Origin of the sequence: Methanorbis furvi (genome assembly GCF_032714615.1) — an archaeon.
Lineage (GTDB): Archaea > Halobacteriota > Methanomicrobia > Methanomicrobiales > Methanocorpusculaceae > Methanocorpusculum > Methanocorpusculum furvi.
In genome coordinates, this window is the sequence record NZ_JAWDKA010000006.1 from 24739 (window position 1) to 50944 (window position 26206).

37 protein-coding genes are annotated in these 26206 nt (G+C 51.0%); 28 read left to right on the forward strand and 9 right to left on the reverse strand.

Translation table 11 applies throughout. The features are described 5' to 3' along the window. Window position 1 precedes the first annotated feature (1 nt). From rplX to cmk, 16 genes are all read left to right on the forward strand, one after another. A complete protein-coding gene (gene rplX, locus McpAg1_RS06125) occupies window positions 2-367 on the forward strand; it encodes a 50S ribosomal protein L24 (RefSeq protein ID WP_338094416.1) in 366 nt (121 codons plus the stop codon). Beyond that, the gene (locus tag McpAg1_RS06130) at window positions 367-1086 is read left to right on the forward strand and encodes a 30S ribosomal protein S4e (protein ID WP_338094417.1); all 720 of its coding nucleotides are present in this window, start codon (window positions 367-369) and stop codon (window positions 1084-1086) included. The genes rplX and McpAg1_RS06130 overlap by 1 nt, the downstream gene beginning before the upstream one ends. Then, the gene (locus McpAg1_RS06135) at window positions 1083-1598 is read left to right on the forward strand and encodes a 50S ribosomal protein L5 (protein ID WP_338094418.1); all 516 of its coding nucleotides are present in this window, start codon (window positions 1083-1085) and stop codon (window positions 1596-1598) included. Before McpAg1_RS06130 ends, McpAg1_RS06135 begins: the two co-directional genes overlap by 4 nt. Before the next feature lies 1 nt (window position 1599). Then, window positions 1600-1770 (forward strand): 30S ribosomal protein S14, encoded by a 171-nt coding sequence (locus McpAg1_RS06140; protein WP_338094419.1) that lies wholly within the window; start codon window positions 1600-1602, stop codon window positions 1768-1770. Window positions 1771-1783: 13 nt separating this feature from the next. Then, window positions 1784-2176, forward strand: a complete 393-nt coding sequence (locus McpAg1_RS06145) for a 30S ribosomal protein S8 (RefSeq protein ID WP_338094420.1) — start codon at window positions 1784-1786, stop codon at window positions 2174-2176. 14 nt (window positions 2177-2190) lie between these two features. Further along, entirely contained in the window at window positions 2191-2715 is a 525-nt protein-coding gene (gene rpl6p, locus McpAg1_RS06150) for a 50S ribosomal protein L6 (RefSeq protein ID WP_338094421.1), read from the forward strand. Window position 2716: 1 nt separating this feature from the next. Next, the gene (locus McpAg1_RS06155) at window positions 2717-3139 is read left to right on the forward strand and encodes a 50S ribosomal protein L32e (protein WP_338094422.1); all 423 of its coding nucleotides are present in this window, start codon (window positions 2717-2719) and stop codon (window positions 3137-3139) included. Further along, window positions 3132-3584, forward strand: coding sequence for a 50S ribosomal protein L19e (locus McpAg1_RS06160; RefSeq protein WP_338094423.1), 453 nt, complete (start codon window positions 3132-3134; stop codon window positions 3582-3584). Before McpAg1_RS06155 ends, McpAg1_RS06160 begins: the two co-directional genes overlap by 8 nt. A 3-nt stretch (window positions 3585-3587) precedes the next feature. Continuing rightward, complete coding sequence (locus tag McpAg1_RS06165) at window positions 3588-4112, forward strand: 50S ribosomal protein L18 (protein ID WP_338094424.1); 525 nt, start codon at window positions 3588-3590, stop codon at window positions 4110-4112. A gap of 1 nt (window position 4113) precedes the next feature. After that, window positions 4114-4731 (forward strand): 30S ribosomal protein S5, encoded by a 618-nt coding sequence (locus McpAg1_RS06170; protein WP_338094425.1) that lies wholly within the window; start codon window positions 4114-4116, stop codon window positions 4729-4731. After that, window positions 4731-5192 (forward strand): 50S ribosomal protein L30, encoded by a 462-nt coding sequence (locus tag McpAg1_RS06175; RefSeq protein ID WP_338094426.1) that lies wholly within the window; start codon window positions 4731-4733, stop codon window positions 5190-5192. The genes McpAg1_RS06170 and McpAg1_RS06175 overlap by 1 nt, the downstream gene beginning before the upstream one ends. A 5-nt stretch (window positions 5193-5197) precedes the next feature. Beyond that, complete coding sequence (locus tag McpAg1_RS06180) at window positions 5198-5620, forward strand: uL15m family ribosomal protein (RefSeq protein ID WP_338094427.1); 423 nt, start codon at window positions 5198-5200, stop codon at window positions 5618-5620. Window positions 5621-5644: 24 nt separating this feature from the next. Beyond that, the gene (secY, locus tag McpAg1_RS06185) at window positions 5645-7087 is read left to right on the forward strand and encodes a preprotein translocase subunit SecY (protein ID WP_338094428.1); all 1443 of its coding nucleotides are present in this window, start codon (window positions 5645-5647) and stop codon (window positions 7085-7087) included. Window positions 7088-7872: 785 nt separating this feature from the next. After that, complete coding sequence (locus tag McpAg1_RS06190) at window positions 7873-8445, forward strand: adenylate kinase (RefSeq protein ID WP_338094429.1); 573 nt, start codon at window positions 7873-7875, stop codon at window positions 8443-8445. Window positions 8446-8449: 4 nt separating this feature from the next. Further along, a complete protein-coding gene (locus tag McpAg1_RS06195) occupies window positions 8450-9079 on the forward strand; it encodes a DUF106 domain-containing protein (protein ID WP_338094430.1) in 630 nt (209 codons plus the stop codon). Window positions 9080-9082: 3 nt separating this feature from the next. Then, window positions 9083-9625, forward strand: coding sequence for a (d)CMP kinase (gene cmk, locus McpAg1_RS06200; RefSeq protein WP_338094431.1), 543 nt, complete (start codon window positions 9083-9085; stop codon window positions 9623-9625). Window positions 9626-9642: 17 nt separating this feature from the next. Here the strand turns inward: cmk and McpAg1_RS06205 are convergent, their stop codons facing one another. The 9 genes from McpAg1_RS06205 to trmY all read right to left on the reverse strand — a co-directional run bounded on the left by McpAg1_RS06205 (window position 9643) and on the right by trmY (window position 15140). After that, the gene (locus tag McpAg1_RS06205; RefSeq protein ID WP_338094432.1) at window positions 9643-10005 is read right to left on the reverse strand and encodes a hypothetical protein; all 363 of its coding nucleotides are present in this window, start codon (window positions 10003-10005) and stop codon (window positions 9643-9645) included. Window positions 10006-10399: 394 nt separating this feature from the next. Beyond that, a complete protein-coding gene (locus McpAg1_RS06210; RefSeq protein ID WP_338094433.1) occupies window positions 10400-10636 on the reverse strand; it encodes a heavy-metal-associated domain-containing protein in 237 nt (78 codons plus the stop codon). Window positions 10637-10662: 26 nt separating this feature from the next. Continuing rightward, entirely contained in the window at window positions 10663-11262 is a 600-nt protein-coding gene (locus McpAg1_RS06215) for a HemK2/MTQ2 family protein methyltransferase (protein ID WP_338094434.1), read from the reverse strand. Beyond that, window positions 11259-12035, reverse strand: coding sequence for a 16S rRNA (adenine(1518)-N(6)/adenine(1519)-N(6))-dimethyltransferase RsmA (gene rsmA, locus McpAg1_RS06220; RefSeq protein ID WP_338094435.1), 777 nt, complete (start codon window positions 12033-12035; stop codon window positions 11259-11261). The genes McpAg1_RS06215 and rsmA overlap by 4 nt, the downstream gene beginning before the upstream one ends. Continuing rightward, window positions 12032-12610 (reverse strand): DUF655 domain-containing protein, encoded by a 579-nt coding sequence (locus tag McpAg1_RS06225; RefSeq protein ID WP_338094436.1) that lies wholly within the window; start codon window positions 12608-12610, stop codon window positions 12032-12034. The genes rsmA and McpAg1_RS06225 overlap by 4 nt, the downstream gene beginning before the upstream one ends. Window positions 12611-12622: 12 nt before the next feature. Beyond that, the gene (locus McpAg1_RS06230) at window positions 12623-12994 is read right to left on the reverse strand and encodes an RNA polymerase Rpb4 family protein (protein WP_338094437.1); all 372 of its coding nucleotides are present in this window, start codon (window positions 12992-12994) and stop codon (window positions 12623-12625) included. Between the two features lie 41 nt (window positions 12995-13035). After that, window positions 13036-13329 carry a 50S ribosomal protein L21e gene (locus McpAg1_RS06235; RefSeq protein ID WP_338094438.1) on the reverse strand — a complete coding sequence of 98 codons (294 nt, stop codon included), beginning with the start codon at window positions 13327-13329 and terminating at the stop codon, window positions 13036-13038. Window positions 13330-13332: 3 nt separating this feature from the next. After that, window positions 13333-14574, reverse strand: coding sequence for a tRNA pseudouridine(54/55) synthase Pus10 (locus McpAg1_RS06240; RefSeq protein ID WP_338094439.1), 1242 nt, complete (start codon window positions 14572-14574; stop codon window positions 13333-13335). Further along, a complete protein-coding gene (trmY, locus tag McpAg1_RS06245) occupies window positions 14571-15140 on the reverse strand; it encodes a tRNA (pseudouridine(54)-N(1))-methyltransferase TrmY (protein WP_338094440.1) in 570 nt (189 codons plus the stop codon). Before trmY ends, McpAg1_RS06240 begins: the two co-directional genes overlap by 4 nt. 167 nt (window positions 15141-15307) lie before the next feature. Here trmY and McpAg1_RS06250 point away from each other — a divergent pair, with 167 nt between their 5' ends. From McpAg1_RS06250 to McpAg1_RS06305, 12 genes are all read left to right on the forward strand, one after another. Beyond that, window positions 15308-16216, forward strand: coding sequence for a hypothetical protein (locus tag McpAg1_RS06250; RefSeq protein ID WP_338094441.1), 909 nt, complete (start codon window positions 15308-15310; stop codon window positions 16214-16216). Window positions 16217-16692: 476 nt separating this feature from the next. Further along, entirely contained in the window at window positions 16693-18000 is a 1308-nt protein-coding gene (mcrB, locus tag McpAg1_RS06255) for a coenzyme-B sulfoethylthiotransferase subunit beta (RefSeq protein WP_338094442.1), read from the forward strand. Between the two features lie 39 nt (window positions 18001-18039). Next, window positions 18040-18513, forward strand: coding sequence for a methyl-coenzyme M reductase operon protein D (mcrD, locus tag McpAg1_RS06260; protein ID WP_338094443.1), 474 nt, complete (start codon window positions 18040-18042; stop codon window positions 18511-18513). A 3-nt stretch (window positions 18514-18516) separates the two neighbouring features. Then, window positions 18517-19140 carry a methyl-coenzyme M reductase I operon protein C gene (gene mcrC, locus McpAg1_RS06265; RefSeq protein WP_338094444.1) on the forward strand — a complete coding sequence of 208 codons (624 nt, stop codon included), beginning with the start codon at window positions 18517-18519 and terminating at the stop codon, window positions 19138-19140. 11 nt (window positions 19141-19151) lie between these two features. Then, a complete protein-coding gene (gene mcrG / locus McpAg1_RS06270) occupies window positions 19152-19916 on the forward strand; it encodes a coenzyme-B sulfoethylthiotransferase subunit gamma (RefSeq protein WP_338094445.1) in 765 nt (254 codons plus the stop codon). Between the two features lie 3 nt (window positions 19917-19919). Next, window positions 19920-21626 carry a coenzyme-B sulfoethylthiotransferase subunit alpha gene (gene mcrA / locus McpAg1_RS06275; RefSeq protein WP_338094446.1) on the forward strand — a complete coding sequence of 569 codons (1707 nt, stop codon included), beginning with the start codon at window positions 19920-19922 and terminating at the stop codon, window positions 21624-21626. 702 nt (window positions 21627-22328) lie between these two features. After that, window positions 22329-23225, forward strand: coding sequence for a tetrahydromethanopterin S-methyltransferase subunit E (mtrE, locus tag McpAg1_RS06280; RefSeq protein ID WP_338094447.1), 897 nt, complete (start codon window positions 22329-22331; stop codon window positions 23223-23225). Between the two features lie 3 nt (window positions 23226-23228). Continuing rightward, complete coding sequence (gene mtrD / locus McpAg1_RS06285; RefSeq protein ID WP_338094448.1) at window positions 23229-24089, forward strand: tetrahydromethanopterin S-methyltransferase subunit D; 861 nt, start codon at window positions 23229-23231, stop codon at window positions 24087-24089. Between the two features lie 10 nt (window positions 24090-24099). Then, window positions 24100-24957, forward strand: coding sequence for a tetrahydromethanopterin S-methyltransferase subunit MtrC (mtrC, locus tag McpAg1_RS06290; RefSeq protein WP_338094449.1), 858 nt, complete (start codon window positions 24100-24102; stop codon window positions 24955-24957). A gap of 19 nt (window positions 24958-24976) precedes the next feature. Further along, on the forward strand, window positions 24977-25270 hold the full coding sequence (gene mtrB / locus McpAg1_RS06295; RefSeq protein ID WP_338094450.1) for a tetrahydromethanopterin S-methyltransferase subunit MtrB: 294 nt from the start codon (window positions 24977-24979) through the stop codon (window positions 25268-25270). A 5-nt stretch (window positions 25271-25275) separates the two neighbouring features. Next, entirely contained in the window at window positions 25276-26010 is a 735-nt protein-coding gene (gene mtrA / locus McpAg1_RS06300) for a tetrahydromethanopterin S-methyltransferase subunit A (RefSeq protein WP_338094451.1), read from the forward strand. 2 nt (window positions 26011-26012) lie between these two features. Continuing rightward, on the forward strand, window positions 26013-26204 hold the full coding sequence (locus McpAg1_RS06305; protein WP_338094452.1) for a tetrahydromethanopterin S-methyltransferase subunit F: 192 nt from the start codon (window positions 26013-26015) through the stop codon (window positions 26202-26204). Window positions 26205-26206 lie beyond the last annotated feature (2 nt).

Consider the following 26206-nt stretch of genomic DNA (forward strand, 5'->3'; position numbering starts at 1 on the left):
CATGGCACGTATTGCAAGCATTCAGCCGAGAAAGCAGAGAAAGTTCCGGTATAACGCACCTATCCACGTTCGTGGAGCGTTCTTACACGCAACTCTCGCTGACGATCTCCGTACGAAATATGGCAAGCGCAGTTTCCGTGTTGTCACCGGCGACACCGTAAAAGTACTCCGCGGTGAGTTCGCAGGAACCGAAGCTGTTGTCGACGCAGTTGACACAAAGAGCAGCAAAGTTCTTGTTCACGGTGTTGCAGTGAAGAAGGCAAACGGCGAGGATGTTCCAAGACCCGTTGACCCTTCGAATGTGATGATCACCAAACTGAATCTCAAAGACGCAAAGCGCGTCGCACGCCTTGAGGTGAAGGCATAATGACTCGTACAAAGCGTATGACAGCACCGGACGCATGGCAGATTGCCCGTAAGGAAAGCAAGTATGTGGTAAGTCCCGCACACGGTCCGCACGACGGATCTGCTCTTCCGATCGGTGTCTGGATGCGTGATCACATGAACTTCGCCCAGAACACCAAAGAAGTCAAGAAGATTCTTCATGACCGTCACGTTGTTCTGAACGGCAAGATCGTAACTGATGAACACATCGGTATCGACGTGTTCGACATTGTCAGCTTCCCGAAGATCAACAAGCACTACATGATTCTTGTTGACGAGAAGGGACGTCAGACTGCTCACGAGATCTCCTCTGAAGCAGCACAGGTCCAGCTGGTTAAGGTCGCAAACAAGACCACCATTACCGGCGGCAAGACCCAGATTAACCTGACAAGCGGTGCAAACTTCATCGGCGACAACAGCTGCAAAGGAAAAGATTCCCTTGTCATCACTATCGTCGGTGACGACCGGTTTGTTGTCCAGCAGCACTTCCCGTTCGCAGTAGGAAACATGGCAATGATCATCGGCGGTCAGCACACGACCAAGACCGGTAAGATTGTCGAGATCAAGATCCAGGAGTCTTCCCTTCCGAACCGTGTTGTCATTGAGACAGCAAACGGTGACAAGTTCGAGACTATCGAGGACTACATCTACATGATCGGAACCACCGAGTCCTTCCTTTCCACCTGGGGTGTTGATGCATGACCGACATGCAGAAGCCCTTTGTTGCAAAGGTTGTCGTCCACATGGGCGTCGGTGAGGCAGGAGAACGTCTTGTCAATGCCGAGAACATCATGGCAGACCTTACCCAGGGATCCAAGCCAATCCGTTCCTATGCAAAGAACACACTTCCGGCTTTCGGTGTCCGCCGTGGCCAGCCGCTCGGCTGCAAGGTAACCCTTCGCGGCGAAAAGGCTGTAACTTTCCTTCAGACTGCATTAAAGACCTATGCAGTGGAGAACGTTCTCCATGCACGTCAGTTCGATGCAACCGGAAACTTCGGTTTCGGTATTGAGGAACACACGGACTTTCCGGGTCAGGCATATGACCCGAAGATCGGTATCTACGGTATGGATATTATCGCAGTTATCGAGAAGAAAGGTACGAGAACCGCACGCAGAAAGATCCAACAGAAGAAACTCAACAGCAAACTGCATGTGACCCGTGAGGAGTCCATGGCATTTGTGACCGAGGCCTTCGGCATTGAGGTGGAGTAACATGGCAGCAAAGGACAACGGCAAGGTCCAGCAGAAAAAGTTTGGTCGTGGTGCAAACCAGTGCCAGCTTTGCGGACGTAAGCAGGGACTTGTGCGCAGATATAACATTTACTTCTGCCGCCAGTGCTTCCGTGAGTGGGCACCCACGATGGGCTTTAAGAAGATGAACTAAGAGGTGACGGAGAATGACAAAACAGAATCCGATTGCAGACGCAATGAGCGCTATCAAGAATGCCGGTGACACTGGTAAGCTTGTAGTGACCGTTGAACCGGCAAGCCGCCTCTTTGGTGACATGCTTAAAGTCATGCAGGAATATGGATATATTAACGGTTTCGAGAAGGTTGAGGACGGCAGAGGAGGTCAGTATGCGATTTCCCTTTCCGGCGGCATCAACAAGTGTGGTGTTATCACCCCCCGTTTCTCAGTAAAAGTTGAGGACCTCGAGTCCTGGGAAATGAGATACCTTCCAGGAAAGGGTTTTGGAATTATTATTCTGACCACTTCCAAAGGTGTCATGTCCCACGAACAGGCGCGTAAGCTCGGCGTCGGCGGTGAGCTGTTAGGATACGTCTTCTAAGGAGAGGATAAATTATGCATGAAATGATTTTCCACATCCCGGCGGGCGTAACCATCACCAAAGAAGGTGACCTGATGACCGTCAAGGGAGCAAAAGGTTCCCTTGAACGCATTATGCACCACCCGGCAATTGACATCATCACCGAAGACGGCGTTGTCAAAATTACGACCGAATCTCCCAGACGCCGTGTGTATGCACTCGTCGGTACCTACAACGCACTTCTGCATGTAATGGCAAAAGGCGTTACTGAGGGCTACGAGTACCACATGAAAATTGTCTACAACCACTTCCCGATTCAGGTGAAGGTTGCAGGCGACCGCGTTGAGATCGCCAACTTCCTTGGCGAGAAACAGGCCCGCTACGCAAAGATCGTAGAAGGCGTGAAGGTAAAAGTCCAGGGCGACGAAGTGATCTTAAACGGTATCGACCGTGAAAAGATCGGCAACACTGCAGCAAACGTTGAGCAGGCCTGCAAGGTCCGCAACCGTGACCCGCGTGTGTTCCAGGACGGTATCTACATTACCAACAGAGGTAACTAACATGGCGAGCGAAATTAAGAAACTGATTCGTGCACGTGCTGCAAAGAGAGCCAGATTCTCCCGCCAGTGTCTCTGTGCAAAGGTTAAGCTGGCTGACTCCTGGCGCAGACCACGCGGTCTGCACAGCAAGCAGCGCAAAGATTACCGTGCAAAGGGTGCACACCCGGAAGCAGGATTTGGAGCACCGAAAGCAATTCGCGGATTCCACCCAAGCGGATACCGTGAAGTTCTCGTGTTCACTCCGGCCGAACTTGAAGAGATTGATGCAGCAACGACAGCTGTTCGTATCGGCGGATCCGTCGGCGGCCAGAAGCGTGCTGTTATGCAGACAAAGGCAGCAACCCTTGGTATCAAGGTTCTGAACCCGAAAGAGGCAAAGACTGTTGTTGCACCGGTTGTTGAGGAGGCGAAGTCCGATGAGTGATCTTGCATCCCAGCGTCGTATCGCAGCATCCGTTCTCGGATGCGGTCTGAACCGTGTCTGGATCAATCCTGAGAAACTCTCTGACGTACAGAGCGCAATGTCCCGTGAGGATATCCGCAGACTGATCGAGGAAGGAGCAATCTCTTCCCATCAGAAGAAAGGTATCTCCCGCGGACGTGCACGGGCACGCATTGCAAAGCGCGCATACGGACACTGTAAAGGTCCGGGACGCCGCAATGGTGCAAAAGGTGCACGCACTCCGTCCAAGACCCAGTGGATCAAGAAGATCCGTGCACAGCGCAAAGAGCTCCGTGCACAGCGTGATGCAGGTTCCATTACGAGAACCGAGTACCGCAGACTTTACCGCCGCGCAGCCGGTGGTCAGTTCCGCAGTGTCGCTCACCTGAAGACTCAGGTTGAGATCGTAACTTCCCGGAGGGACTAAACAATGGCAACAAATGGAAGATACTTTGTTCAGTTCCGCAGACGCCGTGAAGGCAGAACTGATTACTACCAGCGCCAGCGGCTGATCGTCTCCGGCAGAAACCGTATGGTTGTCCGCAAGACGAACCGCCACATCATCATTCAGCTTGTTGCTGCACAGATGGATGGCGACTACACGCTCGTTCACGTGAACAGCAAAGAACTCACAAACTACGGATACAAGGGCTACCTTGGAAACACCCCGGCTGCATACCTGACCGGTATGCTGTTCGCAGTCCGTGCCCAGAAGGCCGGATACGAGGGCGCAATTGCAGATATCGGTCTGCAGGTTGCATCCACCGGTGCCCGTGTGTTTGCAGCAGTAAAAGGAGCAGTTGATGCAGGATTCGACGTCCCCGTCGGAGAGAGCATCCTTCCGGATGAGGACCGCTGTAACGGCGCCCACATTGCGGAGTACGATGACCGTTATGCAGACCTCGTCTCTCAGGTCGAGACTGCAAAAGACGCAATCATGAAGGAGCTGGAGTAACATGGCTTACGAACAGGAAGAGTGGGTCCCGATCACCGGTCTTGGCAAGAAAGTTATGGCCGGGGACTTTGCAAGCTTTGATGAGATCCTTGCAAGCGGATACCCGATTAAGGAAGCAGGCATTGTTGATGCAATGCTCCCTGACCTTGTTGACGAAGTCCTCTGCATTGACATGATGCAGCGTATGACTGACTCCGGTCGCCGTATTAAGTTCAGAGCGGTCGTTGTTGTCGGCAACAAGGATGGTTACATCGGTTTCGGCCAGGGCAGAGATGTTCAGGTCGGTACTGCGATCAAGAAAGCAATCGTGAATGCAAAGCTCAACGTTGTCAAGGTCCGCCGTGGATGCGGTTCCTGGGAATGCGGCTGCGGTCAGAAACACTCTGTCCCGATGGAAGTTACCGGTAAAGCAGGATCTGTTACGGTTACTCTCAAGCCCGCCCCGAAAGGAATCGGTCTGGTGACTGGTGACGTTGGTAAGAAGGTTCTGGCACTCGCCGGTATCCGTGATGTGTGGGTCAACACCAGTGGTAACACGAGAACGACCCTCAACTTCGCAAAGGCTACCTACAACGCACTTCGCGAAACGAATCTGATTCGTATCGGAGGTAGAAAGTAATGTACGCAGTTGTGCAGGTTCGCGGTGTCGTTAACACCCGCCGCGACATTAAGGAGACCTTAAAGATGCTGCGTCTTCACCACATCAACCACTGTGTCCTCGTGCCCGAGACTCCGGAGTACCTCGGTATGATCCGGAAGGCAAAGGACTACATTGCGTTCGGTGAAGTCGACGCTGCAACCCTTGAGACGATCCTCTCTACCCGTGGAAGACTCACCGGAAACAAGCCGCTCACTGAAGAGTATGTAAAGGAGGCAACTTCCTATGGAAGCATTGCAGACCTTGCAGCAGCTCTCGTCGCAGGCCAGATCCGGATGAAGGATGTTCCTGAACTTAAGCCGGTGCTTCGTATGCACCCGCCAAGAAAGGGATACAAGACCACGAAGCGTACGTACAATCAGGGCGGTGCCCTTGGATACTACGGGAAGGAAATTAACGACCTTCTGATCAAGATGAGGTAAAAAGTATGCCAGTCAACAAGCGTTCAAAGTTCCGGGGAACCCGCACCTGCGGTGGAGGAACCCACAAGAACCGCCGTGGTGCAGGTAACCGCGGAGGTCGTGGACAGGCAGGATGGCGTGACCACAATTTCAGCCGGTTCTATCTGCTCGGGAAGACGGAAGGTAAACACGGATTTGTCTGCAAGACATCCGTTACCTACGAAGTTCTCGATATTGGTGATATTGACCAGATGATTCCGGATCTTGTTGCCCGCGGTATTGCCACACAAAACGGAGATGTTATTATTCTTGACGCCGCACAGATTGGTGTTGAGAAGGTTCTCGGCGGAGGCCAGGTTACTCATAAACTTGAGATCACCGCAGAGAATTTCTCCGAGCGTGCTGTCGCAAAAGTTCAGGAAAAGGGCGGTCAGACTCTGACCCCCTAAATTTAATTTTTTGGTGTATCACTCATGGGAGAACTGCTGGATCGAATGGAACCACTGCTGGCAAAGATGCCGGCGGTCAGGCCACCGGAGGGTCACGTTCACTTCAAAAATAAGTTGATGTGGACTGCCGCGGTGCTGCTGTTGTATTTTATACTGACGAACATTCCGGTTTTTGGTCTGAGTGCAACTTCTCTGGATGTCTTCCAATATTACCGTGCATTACTTGCCGGTGCATCCGGAACAATTCTGCACCTTGGTATCGGACCGATTGTGACCGCATCTATCGTACTGCAGCTGCTTCGTGGTGCCGACCTGATTAAGATTAATACCTCTGACGAGCGTGGCCAGGTTATTTACATGGGTCTGCAGAAGTTGCTGATCTTTGTGATGATCATTCTTGAAGCTCTGCCAAACGTGCTGGGCGGATGGATGACTCCTGACATGACGGTTGCTGCTATGTTTGGCGGCAATACGATGATCGTGATGTTTATGATTTTCCTGCAGATCTGTTTAGGCGGTCTGCTGGTTGTGTTCATGGATGAGGTCGTCTCGAAATGGGGTATTGGTTCTGGTGTTGGTATCTTCATCGTTGCAGGAGTTGCCCAGGGTCTCGTGAACGGTTTCCTTAACTGGGAGACGACGACCGATCAGTTTGCGGTGGGTTTCTTCCCCCGACTGTTTGAGGTCATAGGCTCAGGTGCGAACTTTATTGAGTACTTCGGTCTTGAGGCGCTCGCACTTGTTACGACAATAGGGTTGTTTTTCCTTATTGTGTATGTTGAGGCAACCCGTATCGAGATTCCGCTTGCCCACGCGAATGTGCGTGGTGCCCGTGCCAGATTCCCGGTGAAGCTTGTGTATGCAAGTGTTCTGCCGATGATCTTGGTTCGTGTTCTGCAGGCAAACATTCAGATGATTGGTATGTTCCTTTCCAGTGTTGGAATTACTTTCCTTGGAGAGTACAATGGTTCTACGCCGATCAATGGTCTGATGTGGTATCTTGCACCGATTAACCAGCCGCAGGACTGGATGTGGTGGCTCCCGCAGTTTACGGGTGCCGGCCATGCAGCATGGGAGGTTGCTATCCGTGTTGGTATTGATGCATTCGTTATGATTGCAGGTGGTGCCCTGTTCGCAATCTTCTGGGTTAAGACCGCCGGTCTTGATTCGAAGCATGTTGCCCGCCAGATTCAGAACTCTGGTATGCAGATTCCGGGATATCGCCGCAGCCCTGCGGTGCTGGAACGGTATCTGGACAGATACATTCCGCGTGTGACGGTGATTGGTGGTGTGTTTATTGGAATATTAAGTATTCTTGCAAACATGCTCGGTATCATCGGCTTCGTCGGAGGTACTGGTCTTCTGCTTACGGTCTCAATCGTTTACCGTCTGTATGAACAGATTGCAAACGAGCAGATCATGGAGATGTATCCGTTTATGCGGGGCTTCTTCGGCGGCAAAGAATAAACATTCTTTTTTTTTGTTTTGTGTGTTGTGAGTTTGCAAGGGGCGTACCCTTCACGTTGTTGGAATTTTTTTGAAACACGTTTGAAAATATTTTCTTTGGATTTTTTGTTTTGAAATTTTTTTCTGAAAATGTTTTGTGATAATTTTTTTGCGTTGAAAATATTTCGATGACTCTGTATTGTCGAGCAATTCGCGGCTCCAAAATATTCATCGTCACATGAGTCCTCGTGAAAATTTTTCAGAATAAGGAGTTACGCGGTATAAAATAATACAAGGAAAAGGGATTTTCCATTACTTGACCTCACTCTGACTAACCACGGAATGCACGGAGTACCCAGAACTTCACTGAAAATTGTACTCTCACAAAAAGATTTAGTCGATTTTTTTTCTGGAAAAAAGTAAGCGATTGCGTGGATTTGCGGTTTCTTTTTCCTCATCATGCCCACTCGCCACTTACCCGCTTACTTTTTCCAGAAAAAACGGACTAAATCTTTTTGTGGGAGTACAATTTTCAGTGAAGTTCTGGGTACTCCGTGCATTCCGTGGTTATTCCAAGCAAAATCGCATACCACAAAACCCCACAGCGTAACTCCTATTCAGAAATAATTATGATGAAATTTTTTCACAGCATCAGATGACATTTCCCCTCTGATGGGAATACGCTCAATGACGAACGCTCCCCGTCAATAAACGAATTCGGGCGCAGAGACACAATGAAAAGTAGATTTATTATCCTGTCGCTCCAACCTTTAGACAATTCTCACAAAGGAAAAGTGATCTAAAATATGGCAGGAAAAAAGGTCATCATCACCGGCGTCCCCGGCGTTGGAAAAACCACAGTAATTAATACGTCAATGGAAAAAATCGTCGCAGAAGGCATCCCGTACCAGAACATCAACTTCGGCAGCTTCATGTTTGAAGTCGCCTTAGCCGAGGGACTTGCCCAGGACCGCGACCAGATGAGAAAACTTGACCGCACGGTTCAGAAACGCCTGCAAAAACTTGCAGCAGAAAAAATCGCCGCAATCGACGGCAACGTCATCGTTGACACCCACGCATCCGTCAAGACCCCGAACGGATACCTTGCCGGTCTGCCGGAATGGGTAGTCTCCGCCATCATGCCTGATGTGATCGTTCTTGTCGAGACCGACAATGATCAGATTCTCGTCCGCCGCCTCTCCGACGAAAGCCGTGTCCGCGACGTCGAAGGTGCAAAGTCCATCGCCGAACATCAGGAAATGAACCGTGCGTTTGCCGCATCCTATGCAATGCTCACCGGTTGTACGGTAAAGATCATTGTTAACGCTGATTTCCTCCTTGACAAAGCAGTCGAGGAACTTACCGCAACCCTGAGGTAACCTCATGGAAATCGGTAAAAAGTACGGAATGTACATTGCCTTAGCCGTCGTGTTCGGCATGATGCTTCTCTACGGCTGGCCGGAAGCGCGTACGTTTATCGCCAGTCTGGTCGATCTGGTGATCGGTCCGTTCGCAGCTCTCGGTCTGCCGTTCTTTGCACTGGTCTTAATCCTTGCAACCTTCACGGGTCTGTACTCCTCACTCATTCAGAAGTACACCATCGACTACGAAAAGATGCGGGAAAATCAGGAGAAGTTCAAGGACTTCAATGCAATGTTCCGCGAAGCCCAGAGATCCGGCGACGAGAAGGCAATCAAAAAGATGCAGGCACGTCAACAGGCAATGATGTCTGAGCAGATGGAGATGAGCCAGCAGCAGTTCAAACCGATGGCGTACATTCTTGTGCTGACGGTCCCGATCTTTTTCTGGCTGATCGAACACATTCCGCAGACCACTGATCTGATTATGGCCAACGCGAATCTCAGCAATGCGATCGTCCTGCCGTTCGCAGGTCTTGCCAGTTACTTTGACATCTATCTCTGGTTCTTCCCGCTCTGGATTCTCTGGTACATGCTCTGTTCTATTACGGTCAGTCAGGTAATTCGCAAGGCTCTGAATATCGGGGGCTTGTAACCGATGCGGATTACGATCAGCGGTTCTCCGGGTTCGGGAACCACGTCTCTTGGCAAGGTGCTTGCCGAGAGATACAATCTCCGCTACCTGTCTGCCGGAGAGGTTTTCCGCGGTCTTGCCAAGGAGCATGATATGGACCTTGCTTCTTTTGGTAAGCTTGCCGAGGAAAATCCTGAGATCGATCTGAAAATTGATGCCCGGCAGAAAGAGATCGGCGAGGCGAGCGATGATATTATTCTGGAAGGCCGTCTTGCCGGCTGGATGGTTGAGAATGCTGATCTGAAACTGCTGTTGTATGCTTCTCCGGGCTGCCGTTCGGAACGGATTGCCGAGCGCGAGAATATTTCGCCCGAGGAGGCTTATCAGCAGACCATTGATCGCGAGGCGAGCGAGGCGTCGCGGTACATGGAGTACTATGAGATTGATATTTCCGATGATTCACCGTATGATCTGGTGATTAACTCTGAGACGTTTGATCAGGCAGCTGTTGTTGCTCTTGCCGAGGCGGCAATTGCAGTTGTTTTGAATAGACTGAAAAAAGAGTAATATTATTTTTTTATGATCTATTGGCATTGGCTGCCTGCTTCGTAGAGGGCGTAGAGTTCGTTGCCTGCTTCGGGTCCTGCACGGCGCAGTGCCTGTTCGATTAAGACTTCTGCGCATTCTACCGGTATGCATCCGATTCCTTCTTTTCCTTCCCGGATCATGTCGATGAGTCTGAGGAATTCGTCGTCGCTGAGTTTGTTGAGTCGTGCGGCGAAGTCGTCTGCGTCTTTGGCGTAATGGTTGGCTACGGGCGGGAGTATGGACCGGTAGGTGTTTTCGGATCCTTTGCAGACGAGTGTGTCGCATTCTGGTGCAAGTTTGAGGAGCAGCGCGATGTCGTGTTCGGAAAGTGTCCTGGCCATTATGTACCATTGTGCCATTCCGGCGTAATTACTTGTCGATGGGGGATGGTTTTTTGTGTTTTTCTTTGAGCCGCCCACGGAAAAGCGGAACACACAGAAATCTCACGGAAAAATATCACGGAGCAGACGTGAACATCACGGAAATTAAATAAGTAAGTTTTAAAAATTATTTTGTGAGAGTCCGAAAATATTTTTTTTTGAATGAGAGCTTCGTGATGTTTTATTTTTCTTTGAAATTTTTTTTGGCAATCCTGTTCGCAAAATGTTTTTGCAAAAAAAAGTCTCAAAAATTATTTTGTGAAAGTACGAAAATATTTTTTTGAACGGGAGTTCCGTGTTGTTCACGTCTGCTCCGTGATGTTTTTTTCCGTGAAATTTCCGCGTGTTCCGCTTTTCCGTGGGCGACCCGAGCTCACGAAATATTTTTCAGAGAGTCCGGCACAACATCGAATCCTGCGTCCAGAACGCATTCACGAATATCATCGAATGTTGTCGCATCCCCTTCGACCGAAAGCGAAACTTTGCCTGAGACATGATCTGCTTTGACGTCAGTTACTCCCGGCAGTTCTGCAAGCATCGCAGTGAGATGGCCTGAGCATCCGCCGCAGTGCATACCTGCTACATCGAACTCAATTTTTTTGGCTGTCATGACAAATAATTGGGGCCTTGGTTCACTTATGCCCTTCTACTCTGACAGCTGCCGTCAGGAAAACAGCAGAGATCGCGTGAGATGCGAAGCACATACAACATCTCGCCATCCTCCATTTTTTCGGAGTCGGCAACTATACAGATCATAGCATATCTCCTGCACAACTCCTGAATCTCCGCAAGACCTGTTGATGAAGAGATGAGCAAAAGTATTCGCCCGAACTTTGCAAGATGCAGAACCGCATCAGGCAGAAACTTTTCAATCACCTCTCGTCCGGTAACTCCTCCGTCCAGCGCAAACTCCAGCCAGTCGTTCAGCCGCTCCTCAGGCATTGTTGGAAGATAAGGGGCATTGAATACAATCAGATCAAACTCTCCTGCGAGCGGGTCCAAAAGATTTCCCCTGATAACATTCACACCCTGTTCGCCCGCGTACTGAGCGGCATGAGGATTGATCTCTGTTGCGACTGTTTGTGGTGCAACATCCATCACCGCCTTTGCAACTGCTCCCGATCCGGTTCCCACCTCAAGAACACGATCCCCGTGCTTCACCTCACGGAGTGCGGCACGCATCAGAAGAAACGTGTCTTCGGCAGGAAAATAGATCTGGTTCGTATCAAGGATCATTGTATCAGAAGAGCAAGGCGGTTGGAAAGATCAATAAAATCAACAACCGACAGCATCTCCGGCCGCTTGTCAAGCAGTTCCTTTGGCAGCGCATCAATAAGCGAGAGGGCTGCATCACCATAGATGCTTTTCATTCCTTTGAGACCGTTTCGGATCGTTTTTCTCCGGTGGGAGAACAACTCTCGGACGAGGACTGCATGCACCTCGCGGTTTGCAATCGGCACCGGTGGGTCATGCGGCGTAATCTTCACCACAATCGACCAGACCTCCGGCGGCGGCGAGAACGATTCCGGTGGAAGCTTCAGGATCATCTCCACATCCGCAAACGTCTGGGTCATCACCGAAAGCCTTCCGTACTCACCGTCACCCGGTGGAGCAATCATCCGCTCGCCGAACTCCAGCTGATACATCAGCACAGCCGATTCAAATCCTGCCTCAAGCAACCGGAACGTAATCTTCGATGAGATCGAGTACGGCAGGTTTGCGACCACAATCTCAAACTCAGGCAGCGGCACTTTTGATGCATCACCGCGGATGATCTCCAGCTGACCGGATGCCAGCTGATCAGAAAAACGTTGTTCAAGATTTGGGAGAAGCGTTCCGTCCAGCTCAACTGCACGAACCGCTGCCCCGCGTGAAAGCAGAGCGTCTGTCAGCACGCCGCCGCCCGGTCCTATCTCGAGAACTTTTCTTCCCGATACCGGAACCGTCTCAGCGATCAATGCAACAGCCTCTGCATCAACCAAAAAATGTTGATCCTTTGGAGCCTTCATTTTGAAGTAAACAGATGATACTTCTCGTCAGGATTTTCCAGCTCCAGCATGATCCGTTCAAGAATAAACTTCTCAGGCTTCTGCAGCGTCTTGACGCGCGACCGGATATCATCAAAGCTCTCAAAGGGTTTTTTCTGCCGCTCGGTCAGCGTGTCGGTCAGCGTCTTTTTCCCAAAGCCGGGAAGAAGGTTCAGCATATGCAGCTTCAGACTGATCGGCACTGCTTCATTGTAGAACTTAATGAACCGCGGCTCACTTTCTGCAATGATCTCTGCAATCACTGGTTCAAGTTCACCTCTTGCGGTGTTGGACAGCTCAGCGTAGGATACCCTGCGCTTCACCCGCTCAACCACTTTTCGTTCTCCGTCTCCAATGTAGACTTTGTCATGCAGATTGATTGCAAGATTGCGCTTGGGAATCAGCTCAAGCAGTTTAAACTGATCAGTACCGATTGCAAGGATGATCGGCTCACGCTGGTTTAAGGGGCGCTTGTCGTCGGCATATCCCCACTGAAGAAAATCCAAAACGATGGCTTCGACTTCCTTCTTATCGGATCTCTCGGTTTTTGGAGGCATTGTCTGCACCTCTCACGCATGCTGGCGGAGAATGTCAAGGATCTGATCCAAATCCTCCGGAAGAAGTGTGTACCGCTCTTTTGCGTAGATCGCGCGGAGCTCGTCACGGCTTTCCGGCATGATGTTGACGATCCGGCATGCAATCTCCGGTCTGATCTTTTCAAGCTTGTTCAGCTCGCTGACAAGAGCTTTTGCAGTTGCAGAGTCGCACTTTCCGAGACTGTCAGCATGATCGATACTCTTGCGCAGCTCATACGACATCGTGCGTGAAGACGTTTCCGTCTCGCTGTCTCCGCCGGATCGCTGATCACGAATCGAGATCAGAACCTCACGGAGTTCGGGCAGCGACATCATTTCTTCGCTGATAACTTTTTTCACTTTCATGCTTATGACTCCTGAATAGTTGTAAAATTAGTATTTGGGGGTTAATATTTCTGCGCCTTGAGGTGCTGGGGACGGGAGATGACCACTTTGGTTGCATTGCCGTCTTTGATCTCAAGGATCCACGCACGTCCGCGCTGACCGAGAATAGTACCGGTTCTGCCGTGGAAACGCGGGTGGGGCATACCCTTCTGCACGCTTGGCTCAAGCACGATGTGTACTTTCTGTCCTTCTTCGAAGTGCTGGATGACAGAAGTTACATTCGGCATTCCGCGCTCGCGGAGACCCTTCTGAAGCTTATACCGTGTCCGTTTCTTAATACCATTATGTTTTGCCATTGATTACTCATCTCCATTATTAATTCCGTCGACCTGCACCACGTCTAATGCGACAACCTTGGCGGGGACGGCGAGGATTTCAGCGAGACTCGGGGTTGTTCGACCTCCGTCTCCTGATACGAGTTCCTTGATATAGAGTCCTCCTTCTCCAACAACCTCGATGCGGTAGAGGGAATCTTCTATTCCGAGACACTCGATATCAACGACCGTCCTCTCTCGCACAAGATCAGCCCTGCGGTGAGCTACGCGTTCGGGCGTGCGCTGATGAATCAAAGCTCCTTTCAGCTTTGATACCGCATTCTGAACCTTATCAAGAGAGATACTGTCGTCTATATCGACTAGAATCCTGTATGTTTTATGCCCTTTGTGTGATTTAAGCATTTCCACCATTTTTTTGTCAGACCAGCTTTCCAGTTTTACCTGAACGCGTGGACCTGCCGATGCATTAATGGCGGATTCCAGCTCCTGCAGATTTACTTTGCGAATCAGCGGGTTTTGCATCTCCATTACAAATGGTCTGCCGGTTCCAATCATGACCGCGTCAATGTCTTCGCGCCCTGATCCGTGCAGAATACCTTTTTCTGCGAAAAACATCTGTATCGGGACCTCTGCGATCAGTTCTTCGACTGAGGTCGGGTACTGTTTTCCGGTGAAGTTGCATTTTTCACATCCTCTTCCGCGGCATGCGCGGCAGTCCCAGTGTGTCTGGGGGATTCCCCGTTCGAGTTTGAGGTATCTGCCGTAGAAGTAGACTGATGCAATCTGTGTTTCGACGCAGTCGTCTGCGATGTTGAGTACTGCGGTTACTTCAGGATCTTTGGGATCTCCTTTCTTGCCGGTAAGAGCGGATACTGCTTTGCCGACTTCGCGGTTCATCTCAGATTTCAGCGGTTCGGGTTTTTCAAGAGAGAGGTCTGACCAGATCATCTCTTCGGACTCTGCCATCATCGGGGGAACCCGTGTTCCGATCACAAAGGTTGCGTAGTCGATGTCTTTTAGCGCCACCGCAACTTTTTCCGCCCAAGAGGGAATCTGATCAAAGAGATCATTGCAGATCCAGCAGGTTCCTTTTTCGTATGGGACGAACGGAATGTTGTAGGCGAGTGCGTGCGCGATGCGCAGCGCGTTGCCGCGCTGTTCGTTGGTGAGACCAAACGATCGTTTTGCAAATAATCTTCCTAGGCAGTGATCGCAGATGTCTCCGTACTCAAGGATGTTGTGAACGGTTTCCAGAATTTCTGTCATGGTACCTGCCTCCGGTCGAACTCATTCATGATGACGGTGATGGTATGGTCAGCATGCAGTACGCGGGGACCTACCGAGTAGCGTGGAAGATCTGCGAGAAGTGCCTCTTCTTCTTCGGTGAAGTTCATGTGATCACTCAGGATGAAATTTTCCGGCAGCGTTTCTGCATTTCTGATGTCTTCGCCGTTTTCGTCAAGCACGGCAAACGAAAAGTCAGCCAGAAGTTCTGCAAGGCCGCCGCTGCGGATTGCAATACCGTCGGCAGCTTTTTTGAACTCAGGTTCTGCTGCGGTGCTGAGACCTTTTTTGATGAGTGCTCCGGCGCTTCTCTCGTCAGGGTTCAGTGACCGGATGGTGTCACCGGAGAATCTGAGTGTTTTTGGTATCTCTCCTCCTTTGAGAATCAGATAACATTCGGTATCGCGGCGGAGATCATGGCTGAGGAAGAAGGATGTGTTGACGCAGCGGCAGAGGACGTCCATTCTTCCTGCGGCTCCCGGCATATCATTGAGGGAAAAGTCGGGAGTTGTTACGGCCTTGTGGCCGACAATTGCAAACCGGGGCATGTGAGAATATATATTGGTAGTTGACTGGCATAAGGAGTTCGCCTGTCTTGGTTTTGTATCTTTAATCCTGGTAGTCCACGAACGAACCCCGTCCTATCCCCTCCACTTTGTTCACTCCGCAAATAATCTAAACAATGAAAGCTCATATCCTCGTATTCGAGGAAATCATGAAATCTAAACACATCCTTCTCATCCTGCTGATAGGAATCCTTGCCGTCAGCCTCATCGCATCACCTGCGGCTGCACGTGACGTAACTCCCGGCAGTACCATCTTTGTCTATGAAGACGGCCTTGCTTTCACCGGCGGTCTCTCTACAATCACTCAGCTGCAGTACACTCAAAACAACAATGTCTTAAACACCATTCCAGTACAGGATCCGTCCAACTTCAATCTCCTTGCAGCATCTGTCGGCGGGTACACCGGATCATGGAATGCAGTTGATGCAAGCGGGACCCAGCTTGGCATCGTCATGATCTATTACCCTGAACTCTCCATCGACATCGTCCTCGCAAAAGACGGTTACTCCTCTGTTCAGGAGTACGGATTTGTCGACACCGAGTACTACAAAGTCAAAATCAACGCACCGCAGGTAGGTCCGAGCGGTGTCGGAGCGACCGCCAACGTTGTTTTCAAAGGAATTGACGGAGCAGAAACCACCTATGCCTCTGGCAGCAACTTTGCCAACATTCCAATAGACAGTGCCCAGGTCCTGACCACTCAGGCATTCCGGCCTGAAGATCTCCGCCAGACCACCACCATCTATGCCGAGTGGAACACCCCTGCATCCTTCCACAACTATGCACCAAAATCCAACTCCATCACCATGAACTATGATGATGTCGGAAACTCAGGAACCCACATCACCTTCAATCCCACAGTGACCAAGACCATAGCTCCGGTAACTACCGTCAGGACGACAATCCCGACCACCGTTAGAACCCCGGTCCCGACAACCGAAATCCCAACACCAATCCCGACCACAGAAACACCGACACCTGCCCCGACCCAGTCACCTCTTCCACTCGTACTTGCCCCGCTCGCTGTCCTTGCCGGAGCCCTCCTCCTCCGCAAATAATCTCTTTTTTTCTTGTGCGCGGTGAATATCCTGACAGAATGTATCGGCGCATGCAGAATTATCATTTGTATTGGTCTTAAACGCACGAAGTATTACGTGACACAAACTTCCGTCACACTTGGCAAAATCTTTCACGAAAAAATCGGGATTATATTTACAAATTTCTAAACTCCTGCCCTAATCCCCCAAATGAAGCTGTTCTCCTCATTATCTCTCATCAAAGAGAATACTTATATCCAGACACAAAGAAACATTTCAATGTCCCGAGAGGGGGACGTGTGAACATTTTCGGAAAGCTTAGGCAATCCACCAGAAACTGTTTGCGCAATGTGCCAAAACAACCGTCACTGACAGTATCAGCAACTTCTATTAGCGACTCTCAGAATTTTCAGTGAAAGTAACGGAAAACCAATGCACCACATGCAGCAATGCATCTGATGCAAAGCCAATGAACAACATTATTCAGAGGAAAAATTATGGCAAAATACAAGGATGTCATTGATCTCTATGACGACAACGGCAAGCTCCTCAAGAGCAACGTTGCACTCGAGAAGATCAGCCCGCTGGTCAACCCGGCAGTAAAGAAGATCATCGACGACACCAAGAGAACCGTCGCAGTCAACCTCGGCGGCATGCAGGAAGCACTCAAGACCGGAAAGATCGGCAAACACCAGCAGATCCTCGGTCGTGAGCTCAACCTCGACCTCGTCGGTCACGTCGACTCCATCGAAGCAAAGATCAAAGAGTACGTCTCTGTCACCGCAGGCGACGACACTGAAGTCAAGCGCTTCAACGGTGGAAAACTCCTGTTAGTCAAGGTCCCGTCTGCACGTATTGCAGCAGCAGCAACCTACGACGCAGCACTGACCTCTGTCGCAGCAGCCGCAACCTATGCAGTTGTTGAAGAGTTCAACGTTGACATGTTCAACGCAAACACCGTCAAGGCAGCAGCATTCGGTTCCTACCCGGTTACCATGGATATGGCAGGTGGAGCATGTTCCATGATCATGTCCATCCCGCAGAACAACGAGTCCCTTGGTTACGCACTCCGTAACATCCCGGCAAACCAGACTGTAATGATCACTCAGAAGAATGCAATGCAGGGTGCAGCCCTCGCATCAACCTTCGAGCAGGCAGGTCAGTTTGAGATGGGTAACGCAATCGGTCCGTTCGAGCGTGCACAGCTTCTTCTCTACGCCTACCAGGGCCTGAACGCAAACAACATCGTCTACGACCTTGTCAAGAAGAACGGCCAGACCGGAACTGTTGGTACCGTCGTCCAGTCTCTTGTCGAGCGTGCAATTGAAGACAAAGTCATCACCCAGGGTGCTGGCAGTGCAACCTTCAAGCCGTACGAGACCAAAGACCCGATGATGTGGAATGCATACGCATCTGCCGGAACGCTCGCAGCAACCATGGTCAACTGTGGTGCAGGACGTTTCGCACAGGCAGTCTCTTCGACTCTGCTCTACTTCAACGACCTTCTTGAGCACGAAACCGGACTTCCGGGATCTGACTTCGGAAGAACCATGGGTGTTGCAGTCGGTTTCTCCTTCTTCAGCCACTCCATCTACGGTGGAGGCGGACCGGGTATCTTCAACGGCAACCACGTCGTTACCCGTCACGCAGCAGGTGTCGGTATGCCCTGTATCGTTGCAGCTTGTGCACTTGATGCAGGAACTCAGATGTTCTCTCCAGAGGGTACCTCCAAGATCTATGGCGATACCTACGGTCAGATCGAAGAGTTCGCAAACCCGCTCCAGGCAATTGCAAAGGCAGTATAAGCCTGGCAATCTTAACACCACCCAGAGGTGGATGACAGAATGACAGAATTAACATATCCCCAACTGAGAATCGTACCAACCCGATTCCTGAATCCGGAAACCACCGAGAAACTTCTCGGCGAACTCTGTGAAATAGACGGTATTCGAAGACTTGTACTGAACGGTCCGAATCTTCCTGCAGTTATTCCTTATGGTCCCGCCCGCGGTATGGCAAACGATACCAGCTACCGGCGTTCCATTATGGTCTGCGGAGAAGAGTTTGTCCTTCACATACATGTTGGAACAATTCTCGTCGAACTGGAATCTGCGGAGGTAATTTCCCAGGTGAAACTGGTATGCGATGAAGTGTTTGCCGACAAATTCCCGTACGGAATTTCCGAAGGTACCTACATGCGTTCCAATATGACAACAACCGATTATGCCAAATACGGCATTGTCGAGGACGAGCGCATTCTCGGAATGTCCGATCCCAAGAGCAAACAACGCCCGATCATCCTTCAGGGGAATAGATAAATCATGCCTCTTGGACGTGTTACACAATTAGTCGACTGCAGACAGAGTATGGGTATGGGCAAGGGAGGCTCTCTTGCTCAGAGGGGAACCATCTCTGAATGTAAAAATCCTGACGTCATTATCGTGGGAATGTCTCCAGGCAGGAGACACATAACAAAACCCGTCTGCGATATCACGTCAGCACTGCGGCAGCAGGGGATAGAATACAGCGTAAGTACCTTGGTGCTGAACGCGGGCAGCGGAGTCCCCCCGGACGCAGAAATCGGCGGTGTATCACTTGGTTCCAACTTCGGCATACTGGAACGTGAAATAGAACAGATTGAACGCCACAAAGTGGCTGTTCTTCACCACGGCAACATCCGTTCGCACGTGGTCCACAAATCCCGAAAGATCTTACAGGAATGCAACGTCAACGCCGTTGTTGTCTGTCAGGCTCCGGTTGATTACGAGGACCTCGCAAAGGAAGGCGTCAAAACCGCATACGTCATGCCAAAACCTGAGAAGATCAGAACGAAAGGAACAGTTATGGGGATTGTGACCGGCATTACCCGGGGTCAGACCCCAAGTCGTGTCGCAATGTCTGATGTCATTCATGAAGTACTACGAATTATTAAATCTAACAACTAGGTGAACAAACTATGGCATACAAACCACAGTATGGACCGGGAACGTCCAAGGTTGCAGAAAACCGCCGCAACCAGATGAACCCGAACGTGAAGCTCGAGAAGATTCGCAGCGTCACTGATGAGGACCTTGTCCTTATTATGGGACACCGTGCACCAGGACAGGCATACCCGTCCGCACACCCACCACTGGCAGAGCAGGGAGAACCTGACTGCCCGATCAGAAAGATCGTGAAGCCGACCGAGGGAGCCAAAGCTGGTGACCGCGTCCGCTACATCCAGTTCGCAGACTCGATGCTGAATGCACCGTGTCAGCCGTACCAGAGAACCTACCTCGAGATGTACCGCTACCGTGGTATTGACCCGGGAACACTCTCTGGCCGTCAGATCGTTGAGTGCCGTGAGCGTGACCTTGAAGGATACGCACGCGAGCTCGTTGAGACCAACCTCTTCGACCCAGCAACCTGTGGTATCCGCGGTGCAACCGTGCACGGCCACTCCCTGCGTCTCGCAGAGAACGGTATGATGTTCGATATGCTCCAGCGCTGTATCCTCGACGCAGACGGTATCGTCAAATACGTTAAGGATCAGGTTGGTGTCCCACTTGACCGCAAAGTTGCCGTTGGCAAGCCGATGGACGCAAAGTGGCTCAAGGACAACACTACCATGTTCAACTCTCTCGTCGGCACTGCATTCCGCAGTGACGCAGAGTACGTCAAATACGTCCAGCGCATCCACGCACTTCGTACCAAGTACGGATTCATGCCCAAGGAGGCCTAAACTATGGCAAAAGTAGAGAAGACCCAGAAACTTTTCCTTGATGCACTCAAGCAGAAGTTCCCCAAGCAGGACGTCGAGTCCACCACCACTGAATTCTACAAGTTCAACGGTGTCCGTCAGTCCGCACGTAAGCTGGAGTTCATGAAAGAGAACGAGTCCATCGTCGCAAAACGTGGAATCTCCATGTACGACCCCGAACGCTGCCACCTTGGTGGTATCCCGATGGGTCAGCGTCAGCTCATGACCTACGAAGTCTCCGGAACCGGAACCTTCGTTGAGGGTGATGACCTGCACTTCGTTAACAATGCAGCAATGCAGCAGTTCTGGGATGATATCCGCAGAACCGTAATCGTGTCCATGGACATGGCACACGCAACCCTGCAGAAGCGTCTTGGCAAGGAAGTCACTCCGGAAACTATCTCCGAGTACCTCCACATCGTCAACCACGCAATGCCAGGAGGAGCAGTCGTTCAGGAACACATGGTTGAGACCCACCCGGCTTTAACCGATGACTGTTACGTCCGTGTCTTCACTGGTGACCAGGAACTCGCAGACTCTATCGAGTCCCAGTTCGTTATTGATGTCGAGAAGCTCTTCCCGAAGAAACAGGCAGAGGCACTTCAGGCAGCAGTAGGCAAATCCCTGTGGCAGTGTGTCCACATGCCGACCATTGTTGGCCGTACCTGCGATGGTGGAACCACCTCCCGCTGGTCTGCAATGCAGATCGGTATGTCCTTCATTGCAGCATACCGTATGTGTGCTGGTGAAGCAGCAGTCGCTGACCTGTCCTTCGCAGCAAAGCACGCTGGTGTCATCAACATGGCATCCCACCTGCCGGCACGCCGTGCACGTGGACCGAACGAGCCAGGAGGAATTCTCTTCGGCAACTTCGCCGATATGATCCAGGCAGACCGCCTGAACCCGAATGACCCCGCAAAGTCAACCCTTGAGGTTGTCGGTGCAGGTGCAGTCCTCTTCGACCAGATCTGGCTCGGCTCGTACATGTCCGGTGGTGTCGGTTTCACTCAGTATGCAACCGCAGCATACACCGATAACATCCTCGACGACTTCGTCTACCACGGTATGGACTACATCCACGACAAATACAAGATCGACTGGAAGAACCCGAACCCGAAAGACAAAGTCAAAGCAACCCAGGAAGTTGTCAACGACATCGGTACTGAAGTCAACCTCTACGGTATGGAACAGTACGAACAGTTCCCGACCATGCTTGAGGACCACTTCGGCGGTTCCCAGCGTGCATCCGTTCTTGCAGCAGCATGTGGTACGACCACCTCTATTGCAACCGGTAACTCCAACGCTGGTCTGAACGCCTGGTACCTGTCCATGCTTATGCACAAGGACGGATGGTCCAGACTTGGATTCTTCGGCTACGATCTTCAGGACCAGTGCGGTTCCGCAAACTCTCTCTCCATGAGACCTGACGAGGGTTGTATTGGTGAGTTCCGTGGACCGAACTACCCGAACTATGCAATGAACGTCGGTCACCAGGGCGAGTATGCAGCAATTGCAGCAGCAGCTCACCTCGGCCGCGGCGATGCATGGGCACTGTCCCCGCTTATCAAGATCTGTTTCGCAGATCCGGCACTCACGTTCGACTTTGCAAACCCGAGAAAGGAGTTCGCAAAGGGAGCTATCCGCGAGTTCATGCCAGCAGGCGAGCGCTCGCTTATCATCCCGGCACAGTAATTCTGTTCAGGGTGATAAACCCAATTTTTTCTTTTTTTCCTCCTCATTCCCACTCAGCACTAACCTGATCACCACTTTTCATAATGACAGTACTGCATCCCATTTCCTTCTCATCCGCGCAGAGCCAGACCCGTCACTCCGGAAATCATCTACCTTCTATATAATATCCATCCAGCTTTTTCCTCATGACACATGCCGCATGCCTTCACTTTTCCGACGACAAAGGTATTATGCAGGGATATTTATTCCAGAAAAATTGAGATGAAGTAATGCTTACTTGTGTTACTAAAATTTATTGTTTGTAATGCAAATTGTTTTGGCAATTCCGGCAAAAAAACAGGAATAATCACTGATCATAGAACGCCCTTTCGACAATTTTCGTATACATTAATATACCTCACGGGGCAAACAAGTTATTGTCCACACTTTGTACTCCATTCTTTAGAGTGGTAACGTTATTCGAACATTCACGCTTATCTCACGTGTGGGTTAAATCGTGAATTGTCCACGAGTCGAACAGACTCCTGAGACGTCTGCACGGATCTATTTCGTGCGGCTACTTGAGACGCATCCTTCGTTTCAGTTCCACACTGAAACACAACGTTCGTTTCCGAACTGTCGGAAACGTCAGCCTGATGCCTGTGGGGCGTCAGGTTTTGCACGAAAAAGTTTGTGCACGCTAAACTCAAGGGAGAATCTTACATGCAAGAAATTATCATCGGCATTGGAGTAACTGCCCTTGCGGGAGCTCTCGCAGCGGTTGCAGGTGCAGCCGAGGATACTGAGTCCAACATCGGTTCACAAGGTGACCCGAACTCTCAGGTCCAGCTTGCACCTCAGATGGGTTATACTCACCGTATATACAACAAAGCAGTATCCGGTGAACCCCCAGCATATACGCTCTGGGTAACCCTTGCTTGCGGTGTTGCATGGGCATTCATTATGATGAATGTTAATGCAGTACTGGCAATCATCTTCGGTACAGTTCTCGCAACCTTTGTGCAGGGTATCTATGCTACCACTGCATACCTTGGAAGAACCGCAAGTCTTTCCAAGTTCGGACAGCCGGTCTTTATTGATGTCTTAAAATCAGTAACGACTGTAACCATGGGTCACGCATTCGTTGCAATCTTCACTACGGTAACCGCTTGTTACCTGATGTCAACAGTGCTTCACCACCCGTTCGCACTTCCGCTTCTCGGCGTGGTATGGGGTCTCGCTCTTGGTGCAGCAGGTTCTGCAACCGGAAACCCGTACTATGGTAAGGAGCGTCAGTACCAGAACCAGAAGTTCGGTGCTGGTGTGCCAATCTCTGCATCCGGTAACATCGTTCGTTACGCAGAAGCCGGTCAGAGAAGCTCTATTGACAACGGTTTCTTCACCGCAAAACTCGGCGGACCAGCATCCGGTCTCTGCTTTGGTTTAATTGTGTTCTTTGAACTGTGGCGTACCGTTCTCTTTGAGCCTATCGCAAACGGATGGGGAGCAGTAGTTGCAGGTGTTGTTATCATCCTCATCTTCATGATCATCGATCGCTATGTTGAGGTATGGGCACGCAAGAACTACGGACCCTACACCGCGGCAGCTACGGAGGCCTAAATTATGAGCGCAATCGCAGCAAAACCGGCAGGCAATGCAGGAGCATTCCAGCCTGTCGCATCCGTAATCGCAATTATCCTTGCAGTCATCTTCATTGGCGTCGCCTACCTCCTCGGTAACACCGGGATCCTTTCAGGCGGAGCAATGGCCCCGATGATGACCCTCGTTGGCATCATCGTTGGTGCAGCATTAATTGCATTTGGTGTCCACTTCGTCCCGGTCGGCGGTGCGCCGGCAGCAATGGGACAGTCTCCGGGTATCGCAACCGGTGTCGCAATGCTTGCGACCGGTGCAGGTCTCGCAGGACTGTTCGGAGGAGCATGGGCAGCAAGTTTAGGCTTTGGAGTCGCTCTCGCCGGTGGTGCAATCGGCGGCGGTTTAATGATGGCAATCACCTGTTTAATGGTGAACATCTCCTATGTCTACGGCATGGGTATCCCCGCAGCATCCGGTAAGGTCGCAAAAGACCCGATCACCGGTGACTCTCAGGCTGAGTATAAATCCCAGGGAACCGAAGGTCACGGTCTTCCGTTCATCTCCTACGTTGGCGGTGTTATCGGCGGTCTCTTCGGCGGTCTTGGCGGAACACTCATCTACATTCAGCTTCTGAACTTCTACAATGCAAGTTTCGCAGCTGTCGGAATCGTTGGCGAAGACGCCCCGGTTCTCGCAGTAGGCCTTGCAGGCATCTTTGCAATCGGTATGTTCCTTGTTATCGCAGTACTTTCTGCATACAACATTACCGGAACCATTGAAGGCCCGCACGACCCGAAGTTCAAGCGTTTCCCCCGTGCAATCGTCGCAGCAATCTGTGCAAGCGGTATCTGCGGACTTGTTGCACTGCTGGTGGTGGCAGTACTCTGAGGTGTAAAAAATGTCAGTAAAAGTTGAAGCATCACACGATGGCATTCCACACAACAAGGTTATGGCTATGGGCCTTATCCTTGCACTGGTCTCCCTTTACATCGCAGTCGCCGGCGCATTTGCAGGATATGATTATCTTGCATTCTTCGGTGGAATTGCAGCTGTTGGTGCCCTTATCTGGGGTAACAGCACAATTAAGAAACTCTGCAGCTACGGTATCGGTACCGGCGTTCCGTCCGCGGGTATGCTCGCATTCGGTTCCGGTGTTATTGCAATGCTGTTCGCAGCAAAACTCGCAGTAATCAGCCCGTTCCTTGTACCAATCGCAGGATTAGTCATTGCACTGATCGTCGGTCTCGTTCTTGGATGGATCTCTAACTCCGTTCTGAACATGAAGATCCCGGTCATGACCCGCAGTATCGCCGAGCTCGCAGCAGTCGGTTCCGTCGCCCTTATGGGCCTGACCGTTGTTGCAACCGGTCACGTCTCCTTCTCGGAGATCACTGCGTTCAACATCGACATCCTCGGCATCACCGTGAGCTTCTATGATGTGTCCTACATTGGTGCAGGCATCATTGCAGTCTCATTCATGCTTGGTGCAATCGCACTGCAGCACCCCTTCAACGCCTGCCTTGGTCCGGGCGAGAAGCAGGACAGAACCAACATGCTCGCTATTGAGTGTGGATTCCTTTCCATGATTGTCATGGCAGTCATTTCCTTTGCATTCGTTTCCCTCGTTGCAGCCTGGATCTCTCTTGTCATCGGACTCATCGGATGGTTCGTGTCCTATAAGAAGTACTTCGCCTTATCCAAGCGCGATGCAGCAGCATGGCTCGACGCAAAGCCGTTCAGCGATGCGGAGGAGTAAGCTTTAGGAGGAATCAAAAATGGGATATGTATTAGTATTACCTGAATTTGGCCTCGTAGCTGACCCTATCGCAGGCATTGTCACGACCGCAGGTATCTCTTACCAGCCGGTCATTGATCAGGTAGCTGAACTTGAAAAGATTGCAGACGATCTGGTTGGAATGCTCTCCGGAGAAGGAAACTTCCTCAACAGCTACCCCGGACGTGAGAAGACTCTCCTGTACGCAGGAACGGTTACCTCGCTCTGGTATGGTCTTGCTGTCGGACTGTTCATCGCCGGCCTGATTGCAATCGCGTTACTTGTTGGGATGTGAGATACATGGCAGATAAGAAATCACCAGCAAGCGGATGGCCGATTGTTCAGGGTGACTACCACACCGGTGACGCAAACAGCCCAGTCGCTGTTATCACCATGGGTTCCCACCTTGACGAGACGGCAATCTGCGCTGCAGGAGCTGCCCTCGCAGGATCCTGTAAGACCGAGAACCTCGGTATTGAAAAGATTGTCGCCAACATCATCTCAAATCCGAACATTCGTTTCGTTCTCCTCTGTGGTACTGAAGTGAAAGGTCACCTCAGTGGTCAGAGTATCGAGGCGATGCACAAGAACGGTGTTGACGGCGGTAAGATTGTCGGTTCCGGCGGAGCAATTCCGTTCCTCGAGAACCTGACGGCAGAACACATCAAGCGGTTCCAGGAACAGGTTGAGATCGTTAACATTATGGAGAGCGAAGACGTCGGTCAGATCTCTGCAAAGATTAACGAGCTTAAATCCAAAGATCCCGGAGCATTCGGTGCTGACCCGATCGTCATCCAGATTTCTGACGATGACGGCGGATCTTCCGGAGGCGCAGAAGCCGGCGAGGAAGAGCCTCTGACCGGTGAGATGGCACTCATCACTGCCCGCATGAAATATATCCAGATGATGGTTACCGACATCGGTTACCGCACCAGATTCTCTTCCGGTCTCTACGGAGGTAAGATTGAGGGTCTGATGATTGGTCTTATCGTGTCCTTCGTCATCCTCGGTGCTCTCTTCTATGGAGTGATGTAAAAATGGCAGGTTCAATTATCAGAATGGCTGCCATCGATAAGATGGTAGATGACATCAGATACAAGGGACAGATTCTTGCCCGTACCCACAAAGTCGAGTCCGCAATTATGGACTCCGGTCTTGTCGGATTTGGCGCAGGTCTTGTTCTTGCCCTTGTTATGATCCTTGTCCCGGTACTGGTGCTGATGCCCTGAGG